The sequence below is a fragment of the Umezawaea sp. genome, assembly GCF_057122925.1.
The window spans coordinates 1-17,209 of sequence record NZ_DBNGPQ010000156.1 but is presented as its reverse complement, the minus strand read 5'-3'; the positions used below and the strand labels follow the sequence as shown (position 1 = coordinate 17,209).

At 71.1% G+C, this 17,209-nt stretch carries 14 protein-coding genes and 1 riboswitch; of the genes, 10 read left to right on the top strand and 4 right to left on the bottom strand.

The window, feature by feature from the left end; genetic code table 11:
- Positions 1–80 precede the first annotated feature (80 nt).
- The 9 genes from metG to AC156L_RS35125 all read left to right on the top strand — a co-directional run bounded on the left by metG (position 81) and on the right by AC156L_RS35125 (position 12,113).
- Complete coding sequence (metG, locus tag AC156L_RS35165; protein WP_330883583.1) at positions 81–1,874, top strand: methionine--tRNA ligase; 1,794 nt, start codon at positions 81–83, stop codon at positions 1,872–1,874.
- Positions 1,871–2,710 carry a TatD family hydrolase gene (locus AC156L_RS35160; RefSeq protein ID WP_330883585.1) on the top strand — a complete coding sequence of 280 codons (840 nt, stop codon included), beginning with the start codon at positions 1,871–1,873 and terminating at the stop codon, positions 2,708–2,710. Before metG ends, AC156L_RS35160 begins: the two co-directional genes overlap by 4 nt.
- A 305-nt stretch (positions 2,711–3,015) precedes the next feature.
- Positions 3,016–4,509 (top strand): resuscitation-promoting factor, encoded by a 1,494-nt coding sequence (locus AC156L_RS35155; RefSeq protein ID WP_330883587.1) that lies wholly within the window; start codon positions 3,016–3,018, stop codon positions 4,507–4,509.
- Positions 4,510–4,555: 46 nt separating this feature from the next.
- Entirely contained in the window at positions 4,556–5,392 is an 837-nt protein-coding gene (gene rsmA, locus AC156L_RS35150; RefSeq protein WP_330883616.1) for a 16S rRNA (adenine(1518)-N(6)/adenine(1519)-N(6))-dimethyltransferase RsmA, read from the top strand.
- A 979-nt stretch (positions 5,393–6,371) separates the two neighbouring features.
- Positions 6,372–6,465, top strand: a riboswitch (SAM riboswitch).
- A gap of 215 nt (positions 6,466–6,680) precedes the next feature.
- The gene (locus AC156L_RS35145) at positions 6,681–7,691 is read left to right on the top strand and encodes a methionine ABC transporter ATP-binding protein (RefSeq protein ID WP_330883589.1); all 1,011 of its coding nucleotides are present in this window, start codon (positions 6,681–6,683) and stop codon (positions 7,689–7,691) included.
- Positions 7,692–7,723: 32 nt separating this feature from the next.
- The gene (locus tag AC156L_RS35140) at positions 7,724–8,371 is read left to right on the top strand and encodes a methionine ABC transporter permease (protein ID WP_330883591.1); all 648 of its coding nucleotides are present in this window, start codon (positions 7,724–7,726) and stop codon (positions 8,369–8,371) included.
- Positions 8,372–8,435: 64 nt separating this feature from the next.
- Entirely contained in the window at positions 8,436–9,239 is an 804-nt protein-coding gene (locus AC156L_RS35135) for a MetQ/NlpA family ABC transporter substrate-binding protein (protein ID WP_330883594.1), read from the top strand.
- A gap of 92 nt (positions 9,240–9,331) precedes the next feature.
- A complete protein-coding gene (locus AC156L_RS35130; RefSeq protein ID WP_330883596.1) occupies positions 9,332–10,297 on the top strand; it encodes a 4-(cytidine 5'-diphospho)-2-C-methyl-D-erythritol kinase in 966 nt (321 codons plus the stop codon).
- Between the two features lie 43 nt (positions 10,298–10,340).
- On the top strand, positions 10,341–12,113 hold the full coding sequence (locus AC156L_RS35125) for an ABC-F family ATP-binding cassette domain-containing protein (protein ID WP_330883598.1): 1,773 nt from the start codon (positions 10,341–10,343) through the stop codon (positions 12,111–12,113).
- 49 nt (positions 12,114–12,162) lie between these two features.
- Here AC156L_RS35125 and AC156L_RS35120 read toward each other — a convergent pair whose 3' ends face one another.
- Positions 12,163–13,356, bottom strand: a complete 1,194-nt coding sequence (locus AC156L_RS35120) for a DivIVA domain-containing protein (RefSeq protein WP_330883600.1) — start codon at positions 13,354–13,356, stop codon at positions 12,163–12,165.
- Positions 13,357–13,511: 155 nt separating this feature from the next.
- Between AC156L_RS35120 and AC156L_RS35115 the strand changes: the two genes are divergently transcribed.
- On the top strand, positions 13,512–15,164 hold the full coding sequence (locus tag AC156L_RS35115) for a fatty acyl-AMP ligase (protein ID WP_330883602.1): 1,653 nt from the start codon (positions 13,512–13,514) through the stop codon (positions 15,162–15,164).
- Here AC156L_RS35115 and pth read toward each other — a convergent pair.
- From pth to AC156L_RS35100, 3 genes are all read right to left on the bottom strand, one after another.
- Positions 15,161–15,730, bottom strand: a complete 570-nt coding sequence (gene pth / locus AC156L_RS35110) for an aminoacyl-tRNA hydrolase (protein WP_330883604.1) — start codon at positions 15,728–15,730, stop codon at positions 15,161–15,163. The genes AC156L_RS35115 and pth overlap by 4 nt on opposite strands.
- The gene (locus AC156L_RS35105) at positions 15,720–16,232 is read right to left on the bottom strand and encodes a DivIVA domain-containing protein (RefSeq protein WP_330883606.1); all 513 of its coding nucleotides are present in this window, start codon (positions 16,230–16,232) and stop codon (positions 15,720–15,722) included. The genes pth and AC156L_RS35105 overlap by 11 nt, the downstream gene beginning before the upstream one ends.
- An 89-nt stretch (positions 16,233–16,321) precedes the next feature.
- A complete protein-coding gene (locus AC156L_RS35100) occupies positions 16,322–16,909 on the bottom strand; it encodes a 50S ribosomal protein L25/general stress protein Ctc (protein ID WP_330883608.1) in 588 nt (195 codons plus the stop codon).
- Positions 16,910–17,209 lie beyond the last annotated feature (300 nt).

Below are 17,209 nucleotides of genomic sequence, written 5' to 3'. Positions count from 1 at the left end.
GTGAGGTAAATCACGCTTGAGGAGACCTCGTCGGCCGACCGATGCACGGGCTGTCGGTGGTCATCCGTAGGCTTACCCGCATGAGTGCCCCCGTGTTGACGGCGGTGGCCTGGCCATACGCCAACGGCCCCCGCCACATCGGCCACGTTTCCGGTTTCGGTGTCCCCTCCGACGTGTTCTCCCGCTACATGCGAATGTCGGGCAACCGGGTGCTCATGGTCAGCGGCACCGACGAGCACGGCACACCGATCTCGGTGCAGGCCGACCAGGAGGGCCTGACCACCCGCGAGCTGGCCGACAAGTACAACCGCGTGATCGCCGAGGACCTCCAGGGCCTCGGCCTCTCCTACGACCTGTTCACCCGCACCACCACCGGCAACCACTACAGGGTGGTGCAGGAGCTGTTCCTCGGCATGTGGCGCAACGGCTACATCGTCCCGAAGACGCAGATGGGCGCGATCAGCCCGTCCACCGGCCGGACGCTGCCCGACCGCTACATCGAGGGCACCTGCCCGATCTGCGGGTACGACGGCGCGCGCGGCGACCAGTGCGACAACTGCGGCAACCAGCTCGACCCCGCCGACCTGAAGAACCCGCGGTCGCGGATCAACGGCGAGGTCCCGAAGTTCATCGAGACCGAGCACCTGTTCCTCGACCTGCCCGCGTTCTCCGAGTCGCTCGGCACGTACCTCCAGAGCCGCGCGGACTGGCGGCCGAACGTCCTCAAGTTCAGCCAGAACCTGCTCGGCGACCTGCGTCCGCGCGCGATCACCCGCGACCTCGACTGGGGCATCCCGGTGCCGCTGGACGGCTGGCGCGACCAGCCGATGAAGCGGTTCTACGTGTGGTTCGACGCGGTGATCGGCTACCTGTCGGCCAGCGTCGAGTGGGCGCGGCGCAGCGGGAACGACGACGCCTGGAAGGAGTTCTGGACCGACCCCTCGGCACAGGGCTACTACTTCATGGGCAAGGACAACATCGTCTTCCACTCGCTGATCTGGCCGTCGCTGCTGATGGGGCAGAACGGCGCGGGCGACAAGGGCGGTCAGGCCGGCTCCTTCGGGAACCTGAACCTGCCGACCGAGGTCGTCTCCAGCGAGTTCCTCACGATGAGCGGCTCCAAGTTCTCCACCTCCCGCGGCACCGTGATCTACGTGCGCGACTTCCTCCGCGACTTCGGTCCGGACGCGCTGCGCTACTTCATCTCGGTGGCGGGTCCCGAGAACCAGGACACCGACTTCACCTGGGACGAGTTCGTCCGGCGCACCAACTTCGAGCTGGCCAACGAGTGGGGCAACCTGGTCAACCGGTCCGTCTCGATGGCGCACAAGAACGTCGGCGCCATCCCGCGCCCGTCGGCCCCGACGGCGGCGGACGAGGAGCTGAAGGCGCTCTCGCGCGCGGCGTTCGAGACGGTCGGCGCGAACCTGCGCCGCTCCCGGTTCAAGCTCGCCTCCAGCGAGGCCATGCGGGTCGTCACGGCCGCGAACCGGTACCTGTCCGAGCAGGAGCCGTGGAAGGTCAAGGACGACCCGGACCGCCGCGACACGATCCTGCACACCGCGCTCCAGGTCGTGCAGGACGCGAACACGCTGCTCACGCCGTTCCTGCCGCACTCGGCGCAGAAGGTGCACGAGGCGCTGGGCGGCACGGGCGTGTGGGCCGCGCAGCCGCAGGTGGTCGAGGTCACCGACCTGGACGAGACGGACCGCAAGTACCCGATCCTGACCGGTGACTACGCGGGTGAGCAGGCGACCTGGGGTTCGACGCCGATCGAGGTCGGCAGGCCGCTGGAGAAGCCCGCGCCGCTGTTCGCGAAGCTCGACCCCGAACTGGGCGAGACCGGGCCGGAGTGGGCTCCGATCGTCAAGTGACGTCCAAGAGACACGGTGAGCGACCACCGGTTCCGGAGAAGCTCCCGGCGCCGGTGGTCGACTCGCACACGCACCTGGACGCGTGCGGCGCGCTGACCCGCGAGGCCGTGGTCGAGGTGCTCGACCGGGCCGAAGCGGCGGGGATCGACCGGGTCGTCACGGTCGCCGACGACCTGCCGTCCGCCCGGTGGGTCGCGGAAGCGTCCACCTGGGACCCGAGGGTGTTCGGCGCGGTCGCGCTGCACCCGACCCGCACGGCGTCCTTCGGCGACGCCGAGCGCGACGAGCTGGCGAAGCTCGCCGAGCACCCGCGCGTGGTCGCGATCGGCGAGACCGGGCTCGACTACTACTGGGACTACTCGCCGCCCGCGGCCCAGCAAGCAGCTTTCCGTTGGCACATCGAGCTTTCCAAGCACACCGGCAAAGCTCTGATGATCCACGACCGGGACGCGCACGCTGACGTCCTGGCCACTTTGGACGCCGAGGGTGCTCCGTCCACTGTGGTCTTCCACTGCTTCTCCGGCGACCTCGACTTCGCGCGGTCCTGCGTGGAGCGCGGGTTCGTCCTCTCCTTCGCGGGGCCGGTGACGTTCAAGAACTCGGCGGCGCTGCGCGAGGTGGCGCGGTGGGTGCCGGAGGACCGGATCCTGGTCGAGACGGACGCTCCTTTCCTGACCCCCCACCCGTTCCGGGGACGCCCGAACGAGCCGTACGCCGCGAATTACACCCTTCGGGCAATCGCTACGCTCCGTGGTGTTGATCTGGCGGAGTTTGGAGTCGCTGTCACCCGGAATGCCGAGCGCGTGTTCGGCCTTCGTGACGTGGAGTGGTCGTAATGCTCTCTACGACGAATGGAGCAGCCGTTTGCTCCGCCATTGGGGTGTCCCACATCACAACTCCGAACAGGGTGTTTGCGGAACTTCCCGACCTCCGTTACGGTCCCGTGACCGTGCCCCCGAACGGCGAAATCTGCCGAGGGGGAGCACACCCGTTGTCGGGGCGGGTACCACTGCCAGAAGCGAGTAGTCGAGCGAACGCACGGGAGTTGCCGAGGAGCAGTCGAGTTTCTCCGCTGCACGTCAGGTAGCACCCATGGTGCGAGGAGCGCTGGCTCCCGCCTTCAGGAGGTATCGACCCTGTGATGGAACGCGGCAGACCCCGCGAGGACGGCTCGGTGTACTCGTTCAACGACGACACCGACTGGTTCACCCCGGTGACCGGCACCGCCACCGCGACGGGTGTCATGGAACCCCCGGCCCTCGTCGACCACCCGAGCTCCCCCGGCTTCACCGGGCTGGGCGTCACGCCGGCCGACGTGTACGAGGTCCTCGGCTCTGACGCCGACGAACTGCTCGCCACGGCCAACGTCGACGTCGACGAGCTGATCCGGCTCATCAACGCCGAGACCACGCTCCTCCCGGCCATCGTCATCCCCGACGAGCTGCCCGAGGACGTCCTGGCGGCGAAGTTCGCCCCCGAGCAGCCCGACGGCCCGCCCCCGGCCCTCGTGGAGGCCGTGAGCACGTGGAAGCGCAAGTTCCTCAAGGCGACCGTGCTCGCGCTGCTGGTGACCATCACGGGCGGCGGCGCGACCGCCATCGCGATGGACAAGTCGATCACGGTCGACGTGGACGGCCAGGAGAAGACCGTCCGCACGTTCGACTCGACCGTCGGTGACATCCTCGCCGACGAGGGCATCGCGGTCGGCGAGCACGACGCGCTGAGCCCGTCGCCCAACGCCAAGGTCGGCGACGGCGGCAAGATCACCCTCGACCGCGGCCGACTGGTGAAGGCGACCGTCGACGGCGAGCAGAAGGAGGGCTGGGTCCGCTCCGTCAGCGTCGGCGAGGCGCTCGACCAGCTCGGCATCAACGACGACGGCGCCTGGGTCTCCGACGACCGCGGCAAGGACGTGCCGCTCGGCGGCATGGCGCTCCAGGTCAAGAGCCTCAAGAACGTCACCGTCTACGACGGCGGCAACGAGCCGCGCCAGCTCAAGACGACCGCGCTGACGGTCGGCGAGCTGATGCAGGCCGAGAACATGACGCCGCTGGGCGCCGAGGACACCGTCGAGGGCGGAGCGGACCTCAAGATCGCCAACGGCGCCGAGATCCACATCAGCCGCACCGGCGTCTCCGTCATCAACGTGACCGAGCCCATCAAGGCTCCCGTCGAGGAGATCCTCGACGCCGAGATGCCCAAGGGCGAGACCAAGGTCGAGCAGGAGGGCGTCGCGGGCGAGGAGATCAACTCCTACCGCGTCACGCTCAAGAACGGCCAGGAGGTCGGCCGGGAGAAGATCGGCTCCAAGGTCACCAAGGAAGCCGTCGCCAAGAAGGTCCGCAAGGGCACCAAGGCCGCTCCCAACCCCGTCATCTCCGACGGCAGCGACTGGGACCGGCTCGCGGGCTGCGAGGCCGGCGGCAACTGGGCCATCAACACCGGCAACGGCTACTACGGCGGCCTCCAGTTCAGCCCGTCCACGTGGACGGCCAACGGCGGCGGCCAGTACGCCCCGATGGCCCACCAGGCGACCCGCGAGCAGCAGATCGCCGTCGCGACCAAGGTCCGCGACGCCGCGGGCGGCAAGTACACCGCGTGGCCCGGTTGCCGCGCCAAGTTGGGCTTGGCGTAACAATTGCCGCGTGACTGAACAACCGTCGTCGACCGGGCCGGGGAGCATGCTCCTCGGCCCGGCCGACGTTCGGCGCCTAGCGGCCGAACTGGACATCCGCCCCACCAAGAAGCTCGGTCAGAACTTCGTGCACGACCCGAACACGGTTCGGCGCATCGTGACGGTGGCGGAGCTGACCCCGGACGACGTCGTGCTGGAGGTCGGTCCCGGCCTCGGCTCCCTGACGCTCGCGCTGCTGCCCGCGTGCCGCGCCCTCGTCGCCGTGGAGATCGACCCCGTCCTGGCCGCCAGGCTGCCGCGGACGGCGCTGGAACGGGCACCCGAGCTGGCCGACCGGCTCCACGTGGTGCTCGCCGACGCCATGCGCGTCCAGGCGGCCGACCTGCCGGTCGCCCCGACCGCGCTCGTCGCGAACCTGCCGTACAACGTGGCCGTGCCGGTCGTGCTGCACCTGATGGCCGAGCTGCCGTCGTTGACCAAGGGGCTCGTGATGGTGCAGGCCGAGGTGGCCGACCGGATGGCCGCCGGGCCCGGCAGCAAGGTGTACGGGGTGCCGAGCGTGAAGCTCGCCTGGTACGCCGACGCCCGGCGCGCGGGGCCCGTGCCTCGGTCGGTGTTCTGGCCCGTGCCCAACGTGGACTCGGCGCTGGTGGCGTTCAAGCGTCGCCCGGAGTTGATGTCCACTGTGGACCGGCGGGCGCTGTTCACGTTGGTGGACGCGGCTTTCGCGCAGCGGCGGAAGACCATGCGGGCCGCGCTGTCCGGGTGGGCAGGGTCCGCTGTGGAGGCTGAGCGGCGGCTCGTCGCGGCCGGTGTGGACCCCGGTATCCGCGGGGAGCAGTTGAGCGTGGAGGACTTCGCCCGCATCGCCGCGACGGTGTGACCGGCGGCCGGCTCGGGGTGCGCGGGGCGGGGGTGCTCCTGTCGTGAGGACCCCCCGACGCACACGCTACGGGAGGGGTCCGACATTTTTCGGGGGTCGGCTCGGGGCGGGTGGGGTCGGCGGCTGGGCGTTCGGGAGCCAGGGGTTCGGGGTGCTCGGGGTGTGGCGCGGGGGCTGGGGCGCGGGTGGTCGAGGGCTTGGTGGGCCGGTTCGCTCGGGCTGAGGTCGGTGGGGCTGCTGTTCGGGTGAGGTGGGGGCCGGTTTAGCTCGGGCGGGGTCGGCTGGGCCGGCTTGTTCGGGGTGGGGTCGGTGGGACTGCTGTTCGGGTGAGGTGGTGCCGGTTTGTTCGGCGGGATCGGCGGGGGCTGGCTTGTTGGGCGTGAGGTCGGTGGGCTGGCTGTTCGGGTGAGGTGGTGCCGGTTTGTTCGGGCGGGGTCGGCGGGGGCCGGTTCGTTCGGCGTGAGGTCGGTGAGGTGGGTGCCGGTTTCCTCGGGTGGAGTCGGAGCCGGCCTGCTCGGGATGTGGTCTGTGTGGCGGCTGCTCGGGTGTGGTCCGTGGGAGCGGGGTGGCTCGGCGGTGGGGTCGGCTGGCTTGAGGCGAGGGCTGGCGGTGGCCCGGTGTTGCCGTCCGAGCCCTGGCGGTCGAGGAGTTGGTGTCTCGGCCAGGGGGTGGCGAAGGCCGGTCGTGCGTGGTGCGGTTCCAGGGTGTGGGTTGTCGTGAGCCGCGCTGGGGTTGTTCCGCGGCGTGGGCCGGTTGAGCGGGAATGGCCAGGGGTTGAGCGGTGTGGCTCACCCGATTCACCTGTTCGGACGTAAGGGGTCCGGTTGATCATCGGCCAGTAGGCCGATTGGCCGGTGATCCGTGGGTTCGGTACCGGATTCAGGCGTGGATGCTGGTCCAGAAGTGTGACTTCTCGAACGATCCCAGATTGTGGGCCTTTCGGGCTTGCGTTTGCGGCCTCGGGTCGGGTGTACTCGTGTTGCCATCCCGAGCGGCCGAGAGACCTGGCTCTTTGACGCCGCAGCAACCACCCGCTGGACGCGGGCAGGTGCTTCCGCCAGGCTCGATGGAGGATTACGTGCCCACGCAGGGAATGCTCACGCGGCGCCGGACGGTCGACCAGTGCCGCCGCACCAACACGGGCTGTCGACGCTAACTCGTACAGGCGCTTCTCCTTACCCCCTAGCCTCTACCCGAATTCCTCGCCGTCCTCATCGGACGGTCCATTGAGGACGGCCGCCGCATGCCACAAGCACTGCGACGCCGCGCGTAGCCGTGGAGCGAAAACGTGATCACTGTCGAAAACCTCACCAAGTCCTTCGCCGGGCACTCAGGCCCGGTCGTGGCCCTCGACGGCGTCAACCTGGAAGTCCAGGCCGGCACCGTCCTCGGGGTCGTCGGGCCGAGCGGAGCGGGCAAGTCCACCCTCGCCCGGTGCGTCGCACTGCTGGAGCGCCCCGACAGCGGCGCGATCCGCGTCGACGGCACCGACCTCGTCTCGCTGGACGGCACCGCGCTGCGCGCCGCCCGTCGGCAGATCGGCGTTGTGCCGCAAGGGGATTCACTGCTCCGGCAGCGCACCGCCGCGGGCAACGTGGCACTGCCGCTGGAGTCCGCGGGCGTGCCCGGTCCGCAGCGCCGCAACCGCGTCGCCGAACTGCTCGACCTGGTCGGCCTGACCGAGAAGGCGGGCAGCTACCCGGACCAGCTCTCCGGCGGCCAGCGCCAGCGCATCGCCGTCGCCCGCGCGCTGGCGGCCGGGCCGTCGGTGCTGCTCGCCGACGAGCCGACGTCCGCGCTCGACCCCGACACGACCGGGTCGGTGCTGACCGTGCTGGACCGCGCCCGCGCCGAACTCGGCATCACCGTCCTCGTCGTCACGCACGACATGGCCGTGGTGCGCCGGATCTGCGACGACGTCGCCGTGCTGGAGGACGGCCGGGTCGTGGAGCACGGCCGCGTGCTGGACCTGGTGTCGGACGGCGCCAGCCGCACCGCCGCGTCGCTGCTGCCCGCGATCGACCAGAACCCGCTGGCGGAGAGCCGTTTCGACCGCGTCGCGGACGTCGTGCTGGTCGGCTTCGCGGCCGTCGGCGCGCTGCTGCCCGAGGTCACCAGCCGGTTCGGCGTCGAGCTGAACCTGCTCGGCGGCGGGCTCACGCGGCTCGCCGAGACGCCGGTCGCGCGCTTCCGCGTCGGCCTCAAGGGTGAGCGCGCCGACTCCGCGCTGGAGTGGATCTCCGAAGCGGGCGCCTCCGTCCAGCGCACCCTCAAGGGTCCGCAGGGAGTAGCTGCGTGAGGTCTGCGACACCCTGGTCCACCGTGTTCGACATGCTCGTCGACGCAACCGGCGAGACGTTGTACATGGTGGGCGTCTCCACCCTGGTCGCGACCGTGCTCGGCATCCCGGTAGGGGTCTGGCTCCAGCTCACCGCTCCCGGTGGGCTGAAGCCCAGCCCTCTGCTGCACAGGGCTCTGGGCTTCATCACCGACCTCGGGCGCTCGATGCCGTTCGTGGTCCTGCTCATCGCGTTGACGGCGCTCACCCGGCTGGTGCTCGGCAGCTCGATCGGCACCAGCGCGGTGATCGTGCCGCTGTCGATCGGCGCCGTGCCGTTCGTCGGGAGGCTGGTGCAGAACATCCTGTCCGAGGTGCACGTCGCCGTGGTCGAGGCGGCCGTGACGACCGGGGCGGGCACGCTGCGGATCGTGCGCAGCGTGCTGCTCCGGGAATCGTTGCCCGCCTTGATCAACGCGATCGGCGTGACCGTGATCGCCGTGCTGGGCTACTCCGCCATGGCCGGGATCATCGGCGGCGGCGGGCTCGGCGACCTGGCGATCCGCGAGGGCTACCAGCGGTTCAACGACCGGGTCCTGTGGGCCACCGTCGCCTGGCTCGCCGTGGTGACCACGGTCATCCAGTTCGCCTTCACTCGCGCCGCCCGTTCCGCCGACCGGCGCAGGCACGCGTCCGTCTAGTCCGACTCCGGACACCCCCCGTTCGACCCACTCATCGGCCACCGCCGACGCACAAAGGAACCCCATGCGCATTCGTGCTGCCCTCGTCGCCCTGCTGCTGACCGCGGCGGGCTGTGGCAGCGGCACCACCGCCGCGACCGACCCCTCAGCCCCGCTGAAGGTCGGTGTCAGCCCCACGCCCCACGGCGAGATCCTCAAGCACGTGGCCGACACCCTGGCCGCCGAGAAGGGCCTCAAGATCGAGGTCGTCGAGTTCACCGACTACGTCCAGCCGAACACCGCCCTGGTCGACGGATCGCTGGACGCCAACTACTTCCAGACCGTGCCGTACCTGGACACGGTCAAGCAGTCCAGCGGCGCCGCGCTGGAGTGGATCGGCCCGGTGCACCTGGAACCGCTCGGCGTGTACTCGACGAAGCACGAGAAGCTCACCGACCTGCCCGAGGGCGCCAAGGTCGGCGTCGCCAACGACGCGACCAACGAGGCGCGCGGCCTCAAGCTGCTCCAGGCCAACGGGCTGATCAAGGTCAAGGCGGGCACCGAGGAGACCGCGACGATCCGCGACGTCGAGGACAACCCGAAGAAGCTGGAGTTCGTCGAACTGGAGGCCGCCCAGCTGCCCCGGTCGCTGGAGGACACCGACGCGTCCGTCGTGAACGGCAACTACGCGATCGACGCGGGCCTCAAGCCCGCCTCGGACGCCCTCGTGCTGGAGAAGGCCGAGGGCAACCCCAACGCCAACGGCCTCGTCACCCGCGCCGAGCTGAAGGGCGACAAGAGGATCGGGGACCTGCTCGCCCTGCTCCAGTCGCAGCAGGTCAAGGACTACATCAACCAGAAGTTCGCCGGGGCCGTCCTGCCCGTCTGACCAGTGCGCCGAGCCGCTCGACCCCCGTCGGGCGGCCTCGGCCGCGGGCCGGTGGGAGCGAACACGTCCTCGACGCCCGTAGGCTGCATGTCGTGCTCGCCGTAGTCCCACCCCCGGTCACCGTCCGCGTCCCGGCCAAGGTCAACCTCCACCTGGCCGTCGGGAACCTCCGCGCTGACGGCTACCACGACATGGTCACCATCTTCCAGGCGCTGTCGCTGCACGACGACGTCACGGTGGCGGTCGCCGACGACCCCGGCGTGGAGGTGCGCGGCGAAGGCGCCGACTCCGTGCCGACCGGTCCGACGAACCTCGCCTGGATGGCCGTGCGGGCGCTCGCCGCGCACGTGGGGCGCGACCCCGAGGACCCGAAGGTCCGCGTGGTGATCCGCAAGAACATCCCCGTCGCGGGCGGCATGGCGGGCGGCAGCGCCGACGCGGCCGCCGCACTGGTCGGTCTCGCCTCCCTGTGGCGGCTGGAGATCGGTCGGGACGAGCTGGCCACCCTCGCCCGCGGCATCGGCGCCGACGTCCCGTTCGCGCTGTACGGCGGCACCGCCCTGGGCACGGACCGCGGCGACCAGATCGTGCCCGTCCTCGCCCGGCACCCGTTCCACTGGGTCATCGCGTTCGACAAGGGCGGCCTCTCGACGCCCGAGGTGTTCGGGGAACTCGACCGGCTGCGCACCGACGGCAACCCGCCGCGCGTCGGGGCCGCCGAGGCCGTGCTCGAAGGCCTCGCGTCCGGCGACCCCCGGCAGCTCGCCCTGCTGCTCGGCAACGACCTCCAGGCCGCCGCCGTGTCGCTGCGGCCCAACCTGCGGCGCACGCTGCGCGCCGGGGTCAACGCCGGTGCCCTCGCCGGGATGGTGTCCGGGTCCGGCCCGACCTGCGCGTTCCTCTGCACCGACGCCGACTCGGCCGTGCGGGTCGCCGCCGAGCTGGCCGGTGCGGGCGTGTGCCGGACCGTCCGCGTCGCCCAGGGGCCCATGCCCGGCGCCCGCGTCGTGGCCTCCGAGGAAGCACCCCGACCGGTGCCGCCCGAGGTCCACGCCTAAGTCCCGCTCTTCCTCCTCCCTACTCTGAAGGTGCGCTTCCACGATGGCCAACCTGGTCAACCTCGAGTCCGTGTCCAAGTCGTTCGGCGTCCGGCCCCTGCTGGACGGGGTGTCCCTCGGTGTCGGTGACGGCGATCGGATCGGGGTGGTGGGCCTCAACGGTGGCGGCAAGACCACCCTGCTGGAGGTCCTGGCGGGCCTCGAAGACCCCGACTCGGGGCGCGTGAGCCAGAACCGCGGGCTGTCCATGGCCGTGGTGACCCAGCGGACCGAGCTGCCCGAGGGCTCCACCGTCCGGCACGCCGTGATCGACCCGCTCGGGTTCGACGCGGAGCACGAGTGGGCCGCCGACGCCCGCGTCCGGTCCATCCTGGACGGACTGGGGATCACCGCGCTGGGCCTGGACTCGCCCGTCGGGACCATGTCCGGTGGCGAGCGGCGCCGCGTCGCGCTGGCCGCCGCGCTGGTGCAGGACCTCGACCTGCTGGTGCTGGACGAGCCGACCAACCACCTCGACGTCGAGGGCGTGCGCTGGCTGGCCGCGCACCTGCTGGCCCGCAAGTCGGCGCTCGTGGTCGTGACGCACGACCGCTGGTTCCTCGACACCGTCTGCACCCGCACGTGGGAGGTCGTCGGCGGCCAGGTGGAGCAGTACGAGGGCGGCTACGCGGACTGGATCTTCGCCCGCGCCGAGCGGGGGCGGCTGGCCGACACCCTGGAGGAGAAGCGCCGCAACCTGGCCCGCAAGGAGCTGGCCTGGCTGCGCCGCGGCGCCCCGGCCCGCACCTCCAAGCCCCGCTACCGCATCGACGCCGCCGAGGCGCTGATCTCCGACGTGCCCGCGCCCCGCGACAAGGTCGAGCTGCTGGCGTTCGCCAAGCGCCGCCTCGGGCGCACGGTGCTGGAGCTGGAGGACGCGACCCTCACCGTCGGCAACCGGACGCTGGTCAAGGACCTGACGTGGCGGATCGGTCCCGGCGACCGGATCGGGCTCGTCGGCGTCAACGGGTCGGGCAAGACGACGCTCCTGCGGCTGCTGGCCGGTGAGCGGGAGACCGAGGGCGGTCGGCGCATCCAGGGCCAGACGGTGAAGCTCGCCCACCTCACCCAGGAGCTGCACGACCTGCGCGGGTCGATGCGGGTGCTGGAGGCCATCGAGGAGGTCGCCCGGCGGGTCGTGCTGGGCAAGCAGGAGATGTCCGCCTCGCAGCTGGGGGAGCGGTTCGGGTTCTCCTCGCAGAAGCAGTGGACGCCCGTGTCCGACCTGTCCGGCGGTGAGCGGCGGCGGTTGCAGCTCTGCAGGCTGCTCATGGCCGAGCCGAACGTGCTGCTGCTCGACGAGCCGACGAACGACCTGGACATCGACACGCTCCAGCAGCTGGAGGACCTGCTCGACTCCTGGCCGGGGACGCTCGTGGTGATCTCGCACGACCGGTACCTGGTGGAACGGGTGTGCGACCAGGTCGTCGCGCTGTTCGGCGACGGCGGGCTGACCGACCTGCCCGGCGGCATCGAGGAGTACCTGCTGCGGCGGGACTCCCAGCGCGAACTCGCCGCGTCACGGGAAGCGGTGCCGGTGCCGGTCGCGGTGTCGAGCGCCGCCGACCAGCGGGCCGCCCGCAAGGAGCTGTCGAAGCTGGAGCGGCGGATGACGACGCTCCAGAAGAAGGAGGCCGAGCTGCACGCTGCGCTGGCCGCCGCGGCCACCGAACCGGAGCGGCTGCTGGCCCTGGACGCCGAGCTGCGGGCCGTGCACGCCGAGGTGGCCGAGGTCGAGGAGCAGTGGATGGCCGCCGCCGAGCTGGTCGAGGGCTGAGCCGACGAACGAGGGGGCGGCGTTCCGCGGAACGCCGCCCCCTCCGCGTTCAGCGACCCCGTCGGCGCAGTTCCGCTGCCAGGCGGGGCATGAGGTCGTCGACGAAGGCGCAGTCGTAGCCCTGGCCGTTGAGCAGCGCGTGGGCGAACCTGACCTTGGAGATGTCCGAGGAGGTCGCTCCCAGCATCCCGTCCAGCGCGATGCCGATCTCCTCCAGCATGCGGTCTACCTGGGCCTGTCTGTAGCCGCGCTGGTTCGGGGCCGCCGGGGGCAGGCGCACCTGGCGCAGCTGCTTCCAGCTCTGGATCGGCGGGATCCTGCCCGGAGCACCGGGACCGCCCGCGAGCTGGCGTTCGACCCGCGCCAGGAAGGCGTCCACCTCGTCCTCGTCGTAGCCCCTGCGGCCGATCAGCGGGCGGCTGAACCTCATCTCCTTGATGTCCGCCGCCGTCAGGTCGTCCTGCCCCAGGAGGGTGTCCTCGATGCGGTCCAGGAACTTGTCCACCTGGGACTCCTGGTAGCCGCGCCTGCCGCGCGGGGGCTTGCCGAACGCCGCCGTCCGCACGTCCCGCGCCGTCAGCGGGGGCTCGACGAACTCCGGCTGGACCGCCACCGGCGGCGACTGCTCCAGCGTGACGACGACCAGGTCGAGGAACATGTCGACGTCGTCCTCGTCGTAGCCGAACTGGTCCGGCGTCGCCTCGCTGAACTCGGCCTCCTGGACCTCCAGGGCCGTGAGGTCGTCCCGACCGCGCAGGGTGGCCTCGATGCGGGCGAGGAACGCGTCGATCTCGCCCTCGTGGTAGCCCGGCGTGCCACCCCGCGGCTTGTGGAAGCGGACGCCCCTGACGTCCTCCGGCTTGAGCCTGGGAGGCGGCTGCATCTTGGTCGACGTCGCGTGCGCCCCCAGGGCGGGCGCGGTCGCCTGGCGGCGCTGCGGTGTCGACTCCAGGGTCTCCGCGACCAGTTCCAGGAACATGTCGACCTCGGCGGCGTGGTAGCCGGCGTGGCCGGGCCTGGGCAACGGGAACCGCATCGCGCGGATGTCCCGCGCCGTCACCGTGTCCCTGTTGCGCAGGGTCTCCTCGACGCGGTCGAGGAAGTCGTCGACCCTGTCCTCGTCGTAACCCTGCTCGCCTGCGGGCGGGCGGTGGAACACCACCTGGCCGATGTCGTCCGCGCTCAGCAGCGGCGCGGGATGCGCAGGCTGGTGCTGTTTCGTGTCGTGGCCAGCCCGATCCACCCAGTGCCTCCCTGAAATCCTGTCACCCGAGTATGTCCGGATGGCCGCTGAATCCGTTCGCCCTAACGGCCTAATGCGGAGTCGCGGGACGACGCGATCCGGGGTAAGGCGCTCGCGCGGCACGCGGACGGCTCGACCGATCTACCCTGACCACCATGAGCACGTTCGTGAACACGATGCTGGACACCGCCACCGGGCCGGGAGGTCGGGCCAAGGGGATGACGACGGGGGAGCCGAACGCGCCCCTGCGCCGCACCTGGGCGGAGGTGCACGAGCGCGCCGCCAGGCTGGCAGGCGGACTCGTCGAGGGTGGCGCGCAGCCGGGAGCGGCCGTCGCCGTGCTGGCCGCCGACCCGGCGGAGATCGCGCCCGCCGTGCAAGCCGTGTGGATGGCGGGCGGCAGCACGACGATGCTGCACCAGCCGACCGCGCGCACCGACCTGGCCGAGTGGGCGGCGGACACCATCAAGGTGCTCTCGATGATCGACTCGAAGCTGGTGCTGCTCGGCAGCCCCTTCGACGCGCTGGCGGGCGTGCTGGACCAGCACGGCATCGGCTACCGCAAGCTGGACGAACTGGCGGGCGAGCCGCTGGCCGCGCCCGTCGAGGTCGGCGAGGACGCGACCGCGCTGCTCCAGCTCACCAGCGGCTCCACCGCCGACCCGAAGGCCGTGCGGATCACCCACGGCAACCTGATGTCCAACGCCTACGCGATGCGCACGGCCGCCGCGCTCGACACGGCGACCGACACGATGATCTCGTGGCTGCCGCTGTTCCACGACATGGGCATGGTCGGGTTCCTGACCATCCCGATGCTCTTCGGCATCGACCTGGTCAAGGTCACTCCGGTCGACTTCCTGGCCCGCCCGACCCTGTGGCCGGACCTGATCAGCCGCCACCGCGGCACCATCACCGCGGCCCCCAACTTCGCGTACTCGATCGTCGCCCGGCGCATGTCGACCGTGGAGGACGACAACGCCTTCGACCTGTCGTCGATGCGGCTCGCGCTCAACGGCGCCGAGCCGATCGACCCGGCCGCCGTGCGCGCGTTCACCGACGCCGGCGCGCGCTTCGGCCTGCGCCCCGAGTCGGTCATGTGCGCGTACGGCATGGCCGAGGTGACCCTGGCCGTGGCGTTCGCGCCGGTCTTCACCGGGCTCGCCGTCGACGTCGTCGACCCCGACCAGCTGGAGGCCGAGCACCGCGCGGTGCCGGTGCCCGAGGACACGCCCAACGCCCGCACGTTCCCCCTCCTCGGGCCGCCCGTGCCCGGCCTGGAGGTGCACGCCGTCGACGAGGACCGCAACGTCCTCCCCGAGCGGCACGTGGGCCAGCTGCGGGTGCGCGGCGAAGCCGTGACGCCCGGCTACCTGACCGTGGACGGCCCGCTCGCCACCCAGAACGCCGAGGGCTGGCTGGAGACCGGCGACGAGGGGTACGTGGTCGACGGGCAGATCGTCGTCTGCGGACGCCGCAAGGACGTGATCATCATGGGCGGGCGCAACATCTACCCGACCGACATCGAGCGCGCGGCCTGCTCGGTGGAGGGGGTGCGGCCCGGCAACGCGGTCGCCGTCCGGCTGGACGCCGGGACGCGGCGCGAGCGGTTCGCCGTCGTGGTCGAGTCCAAGTCCGCGGGTGACGACGAGGTCGAGAAGGCGATGCGCAAGGAGATCACCTCGCGCGTCGTGGACGCGGTGGGGCTGCGGCCGTTCGCGGTCGTCGTGCTCAAGCCGGGCAGCCTGCCGAAGACGCCGTCGGGGAAGCTCCGCCGGTCGGCGGCGACGTCGCTGGTGCCCGCGGGTTAGTGGAACTTGTTCTGGGCCGCTTCGAGGCCGTCGGTCAGCAGCGACTCGACGGCGTCGGCGGTGCGGTCCAGCTCGAACGCGAGCTCCTTGCGCTCGGCGGCGGAGAAGTCGCGCAGGACGTAGTCCGCCGGGTCCATGCGACCCGGCGGGCGGTCCACGCCGAAGCGGACGCGGAGGTAGTCCTTCGTGCCGAGGGACTTGGTGATGGAGCGCAGACCGTTGTGGCCGTTGTCGCCGCCGCCGAGCTTCATCCGGACCGTGCCGTAGGGCAGGTCCAGCTCGTCGTGCACCACGATGATGTCGGCGGGCGCGACCTTGAAGAAGTTCGCGGCACCCGCGACCGGGCCCCCCGAGAGGTTCATGAAGCTGCGGGGCTTGGCCAGGACCACCCGGCGGCCCGCCAGGCGGCCCTCGACGATCTCGGCACCGCCCTTGTGCGCCTTGAACTTGCCGCGCACGCGGGCGGCCAGCTCGTCCAGCACGAGGAACCCGACGTTGTGGCGGTTGCCCTCGTACTTCGGGCCGGGGTTGCCCAGGCCGACCACCAGCGCCAACTCATCGGCCACGGAAGCGCAACTCCTGCTCAAGGGTGTCCAACAGGGCGTCAACCGCCTGCACCCGGTAGCCGCGCCGGAGACCCGACGTCGTGCTGAACCTGGTGTTGCGGACCTCGCCGGCGGTCATCCTCGTGCGACCGTCCAGCGCGGCGGCGGCACGCCCGAGGAAGGCGTCCACCTCGACCCGATCGTAGCCGTTCGACGCCCTCGGCAGCTTCACGGTGATGAGGTCCTCGCCGCCGCGCAACCCGGTCGGCGGCACGTAGCCGGCCCGCATCTGCCGTTCCACGCGGGCGAGGAAGTCGTCCACCGGACGCGGGTCGTAGCCGCGCTGGTCCGACGCGGCCCGGTTGAACACCACCGCGCGTACCTCGTCCGGGTGAACTCTGATCCGACCGGACAGCGCGTCCGCCAACCGCCGCAGGAACCCGTCGACCTGCTCGACGTCGTAGCCGTGGCCGGCGCGGGAGTGGCGGGGGAACTTCACCGTCCGCACGTCGGCGGGGCTCACGCCATTTTGATCTTGGTAGACGAACGGCACCCCACCCTCGCGGTCGTGCGGGGGTGGGGTGCCGTTCGAACTGCCCGACGTGATGGGGCTCAGCTTTCCTCGGTGGCCTCAGCGGCCTCTTCGGGAGCGTCAGCGGCCTGGGCGGCGTTGACCGCCACGACCAGGGCCTCGGGGTCCGTGATGAGGGTGACGCCCTCGGGCAGGGTCAGGTCCGAAGCGTGGATCTGCGTGCCTGCTTCGAGACCGGCGACGGTGTACTCCACCTGCTCCGGGATGTTCAGCGCGTCCGCCTCGATCGACACCGAGGTGATGTCCTGCGTGAGCAGGGTGCCGGGCGCGCTTTCGCCGACGAGCACGACGGGGAGGTCGACCGTGACCTTCTCGCCGCGGCGGACCAGGAGCAGGTCCACGTGCTCGATGTAGTTCTTGAGGGGGTGCGTGGTGACGGTCTTGGTCAGCGCGAGCTCGGTGGCGCTGTCGATGTCCAGCGTCAGGACGGCGTTGCTGCCGTTTTCACGGATCACACGGGCGAACTCAAGTGCCGGCAGAGCCAGGTGCTTGGGGTCGGAGCCGTGGCCGTAGAGGACTGCGGGAATCTTGCCTGCGCGGCGGGTGCGGCGGGCAGCGCCCTTGCCGAACTCGGTGCGCTGCTCGGCAGCGAGACGGACCTCGGACACGGTGGGGCTCTCCTTGTACGTCGGGCGGGCTAGGCGGGGGCGGCAGCCTGCGGCGGCGAGCAGCGCGGTGCGCGGAAGAAGACAGACACGCGCGGCATCAAAGCCGCCGCGTCGATCACGCCGAACGTGATGCTCGCCCTCGCCGAGGCAACCTGAGCAGTGTAGGCCGGGATTTGCGGGAGCCCTAATCGGGGTCTCGGGTGGAGGGCTCGGGTGAGGTCTTGGGCGGGGGCTCGCTGGTCTGTCCGGGCGGGGTGGTCACCCCGATCGTGCGGGTGTCTCGATGGCCGCGCACGCTTG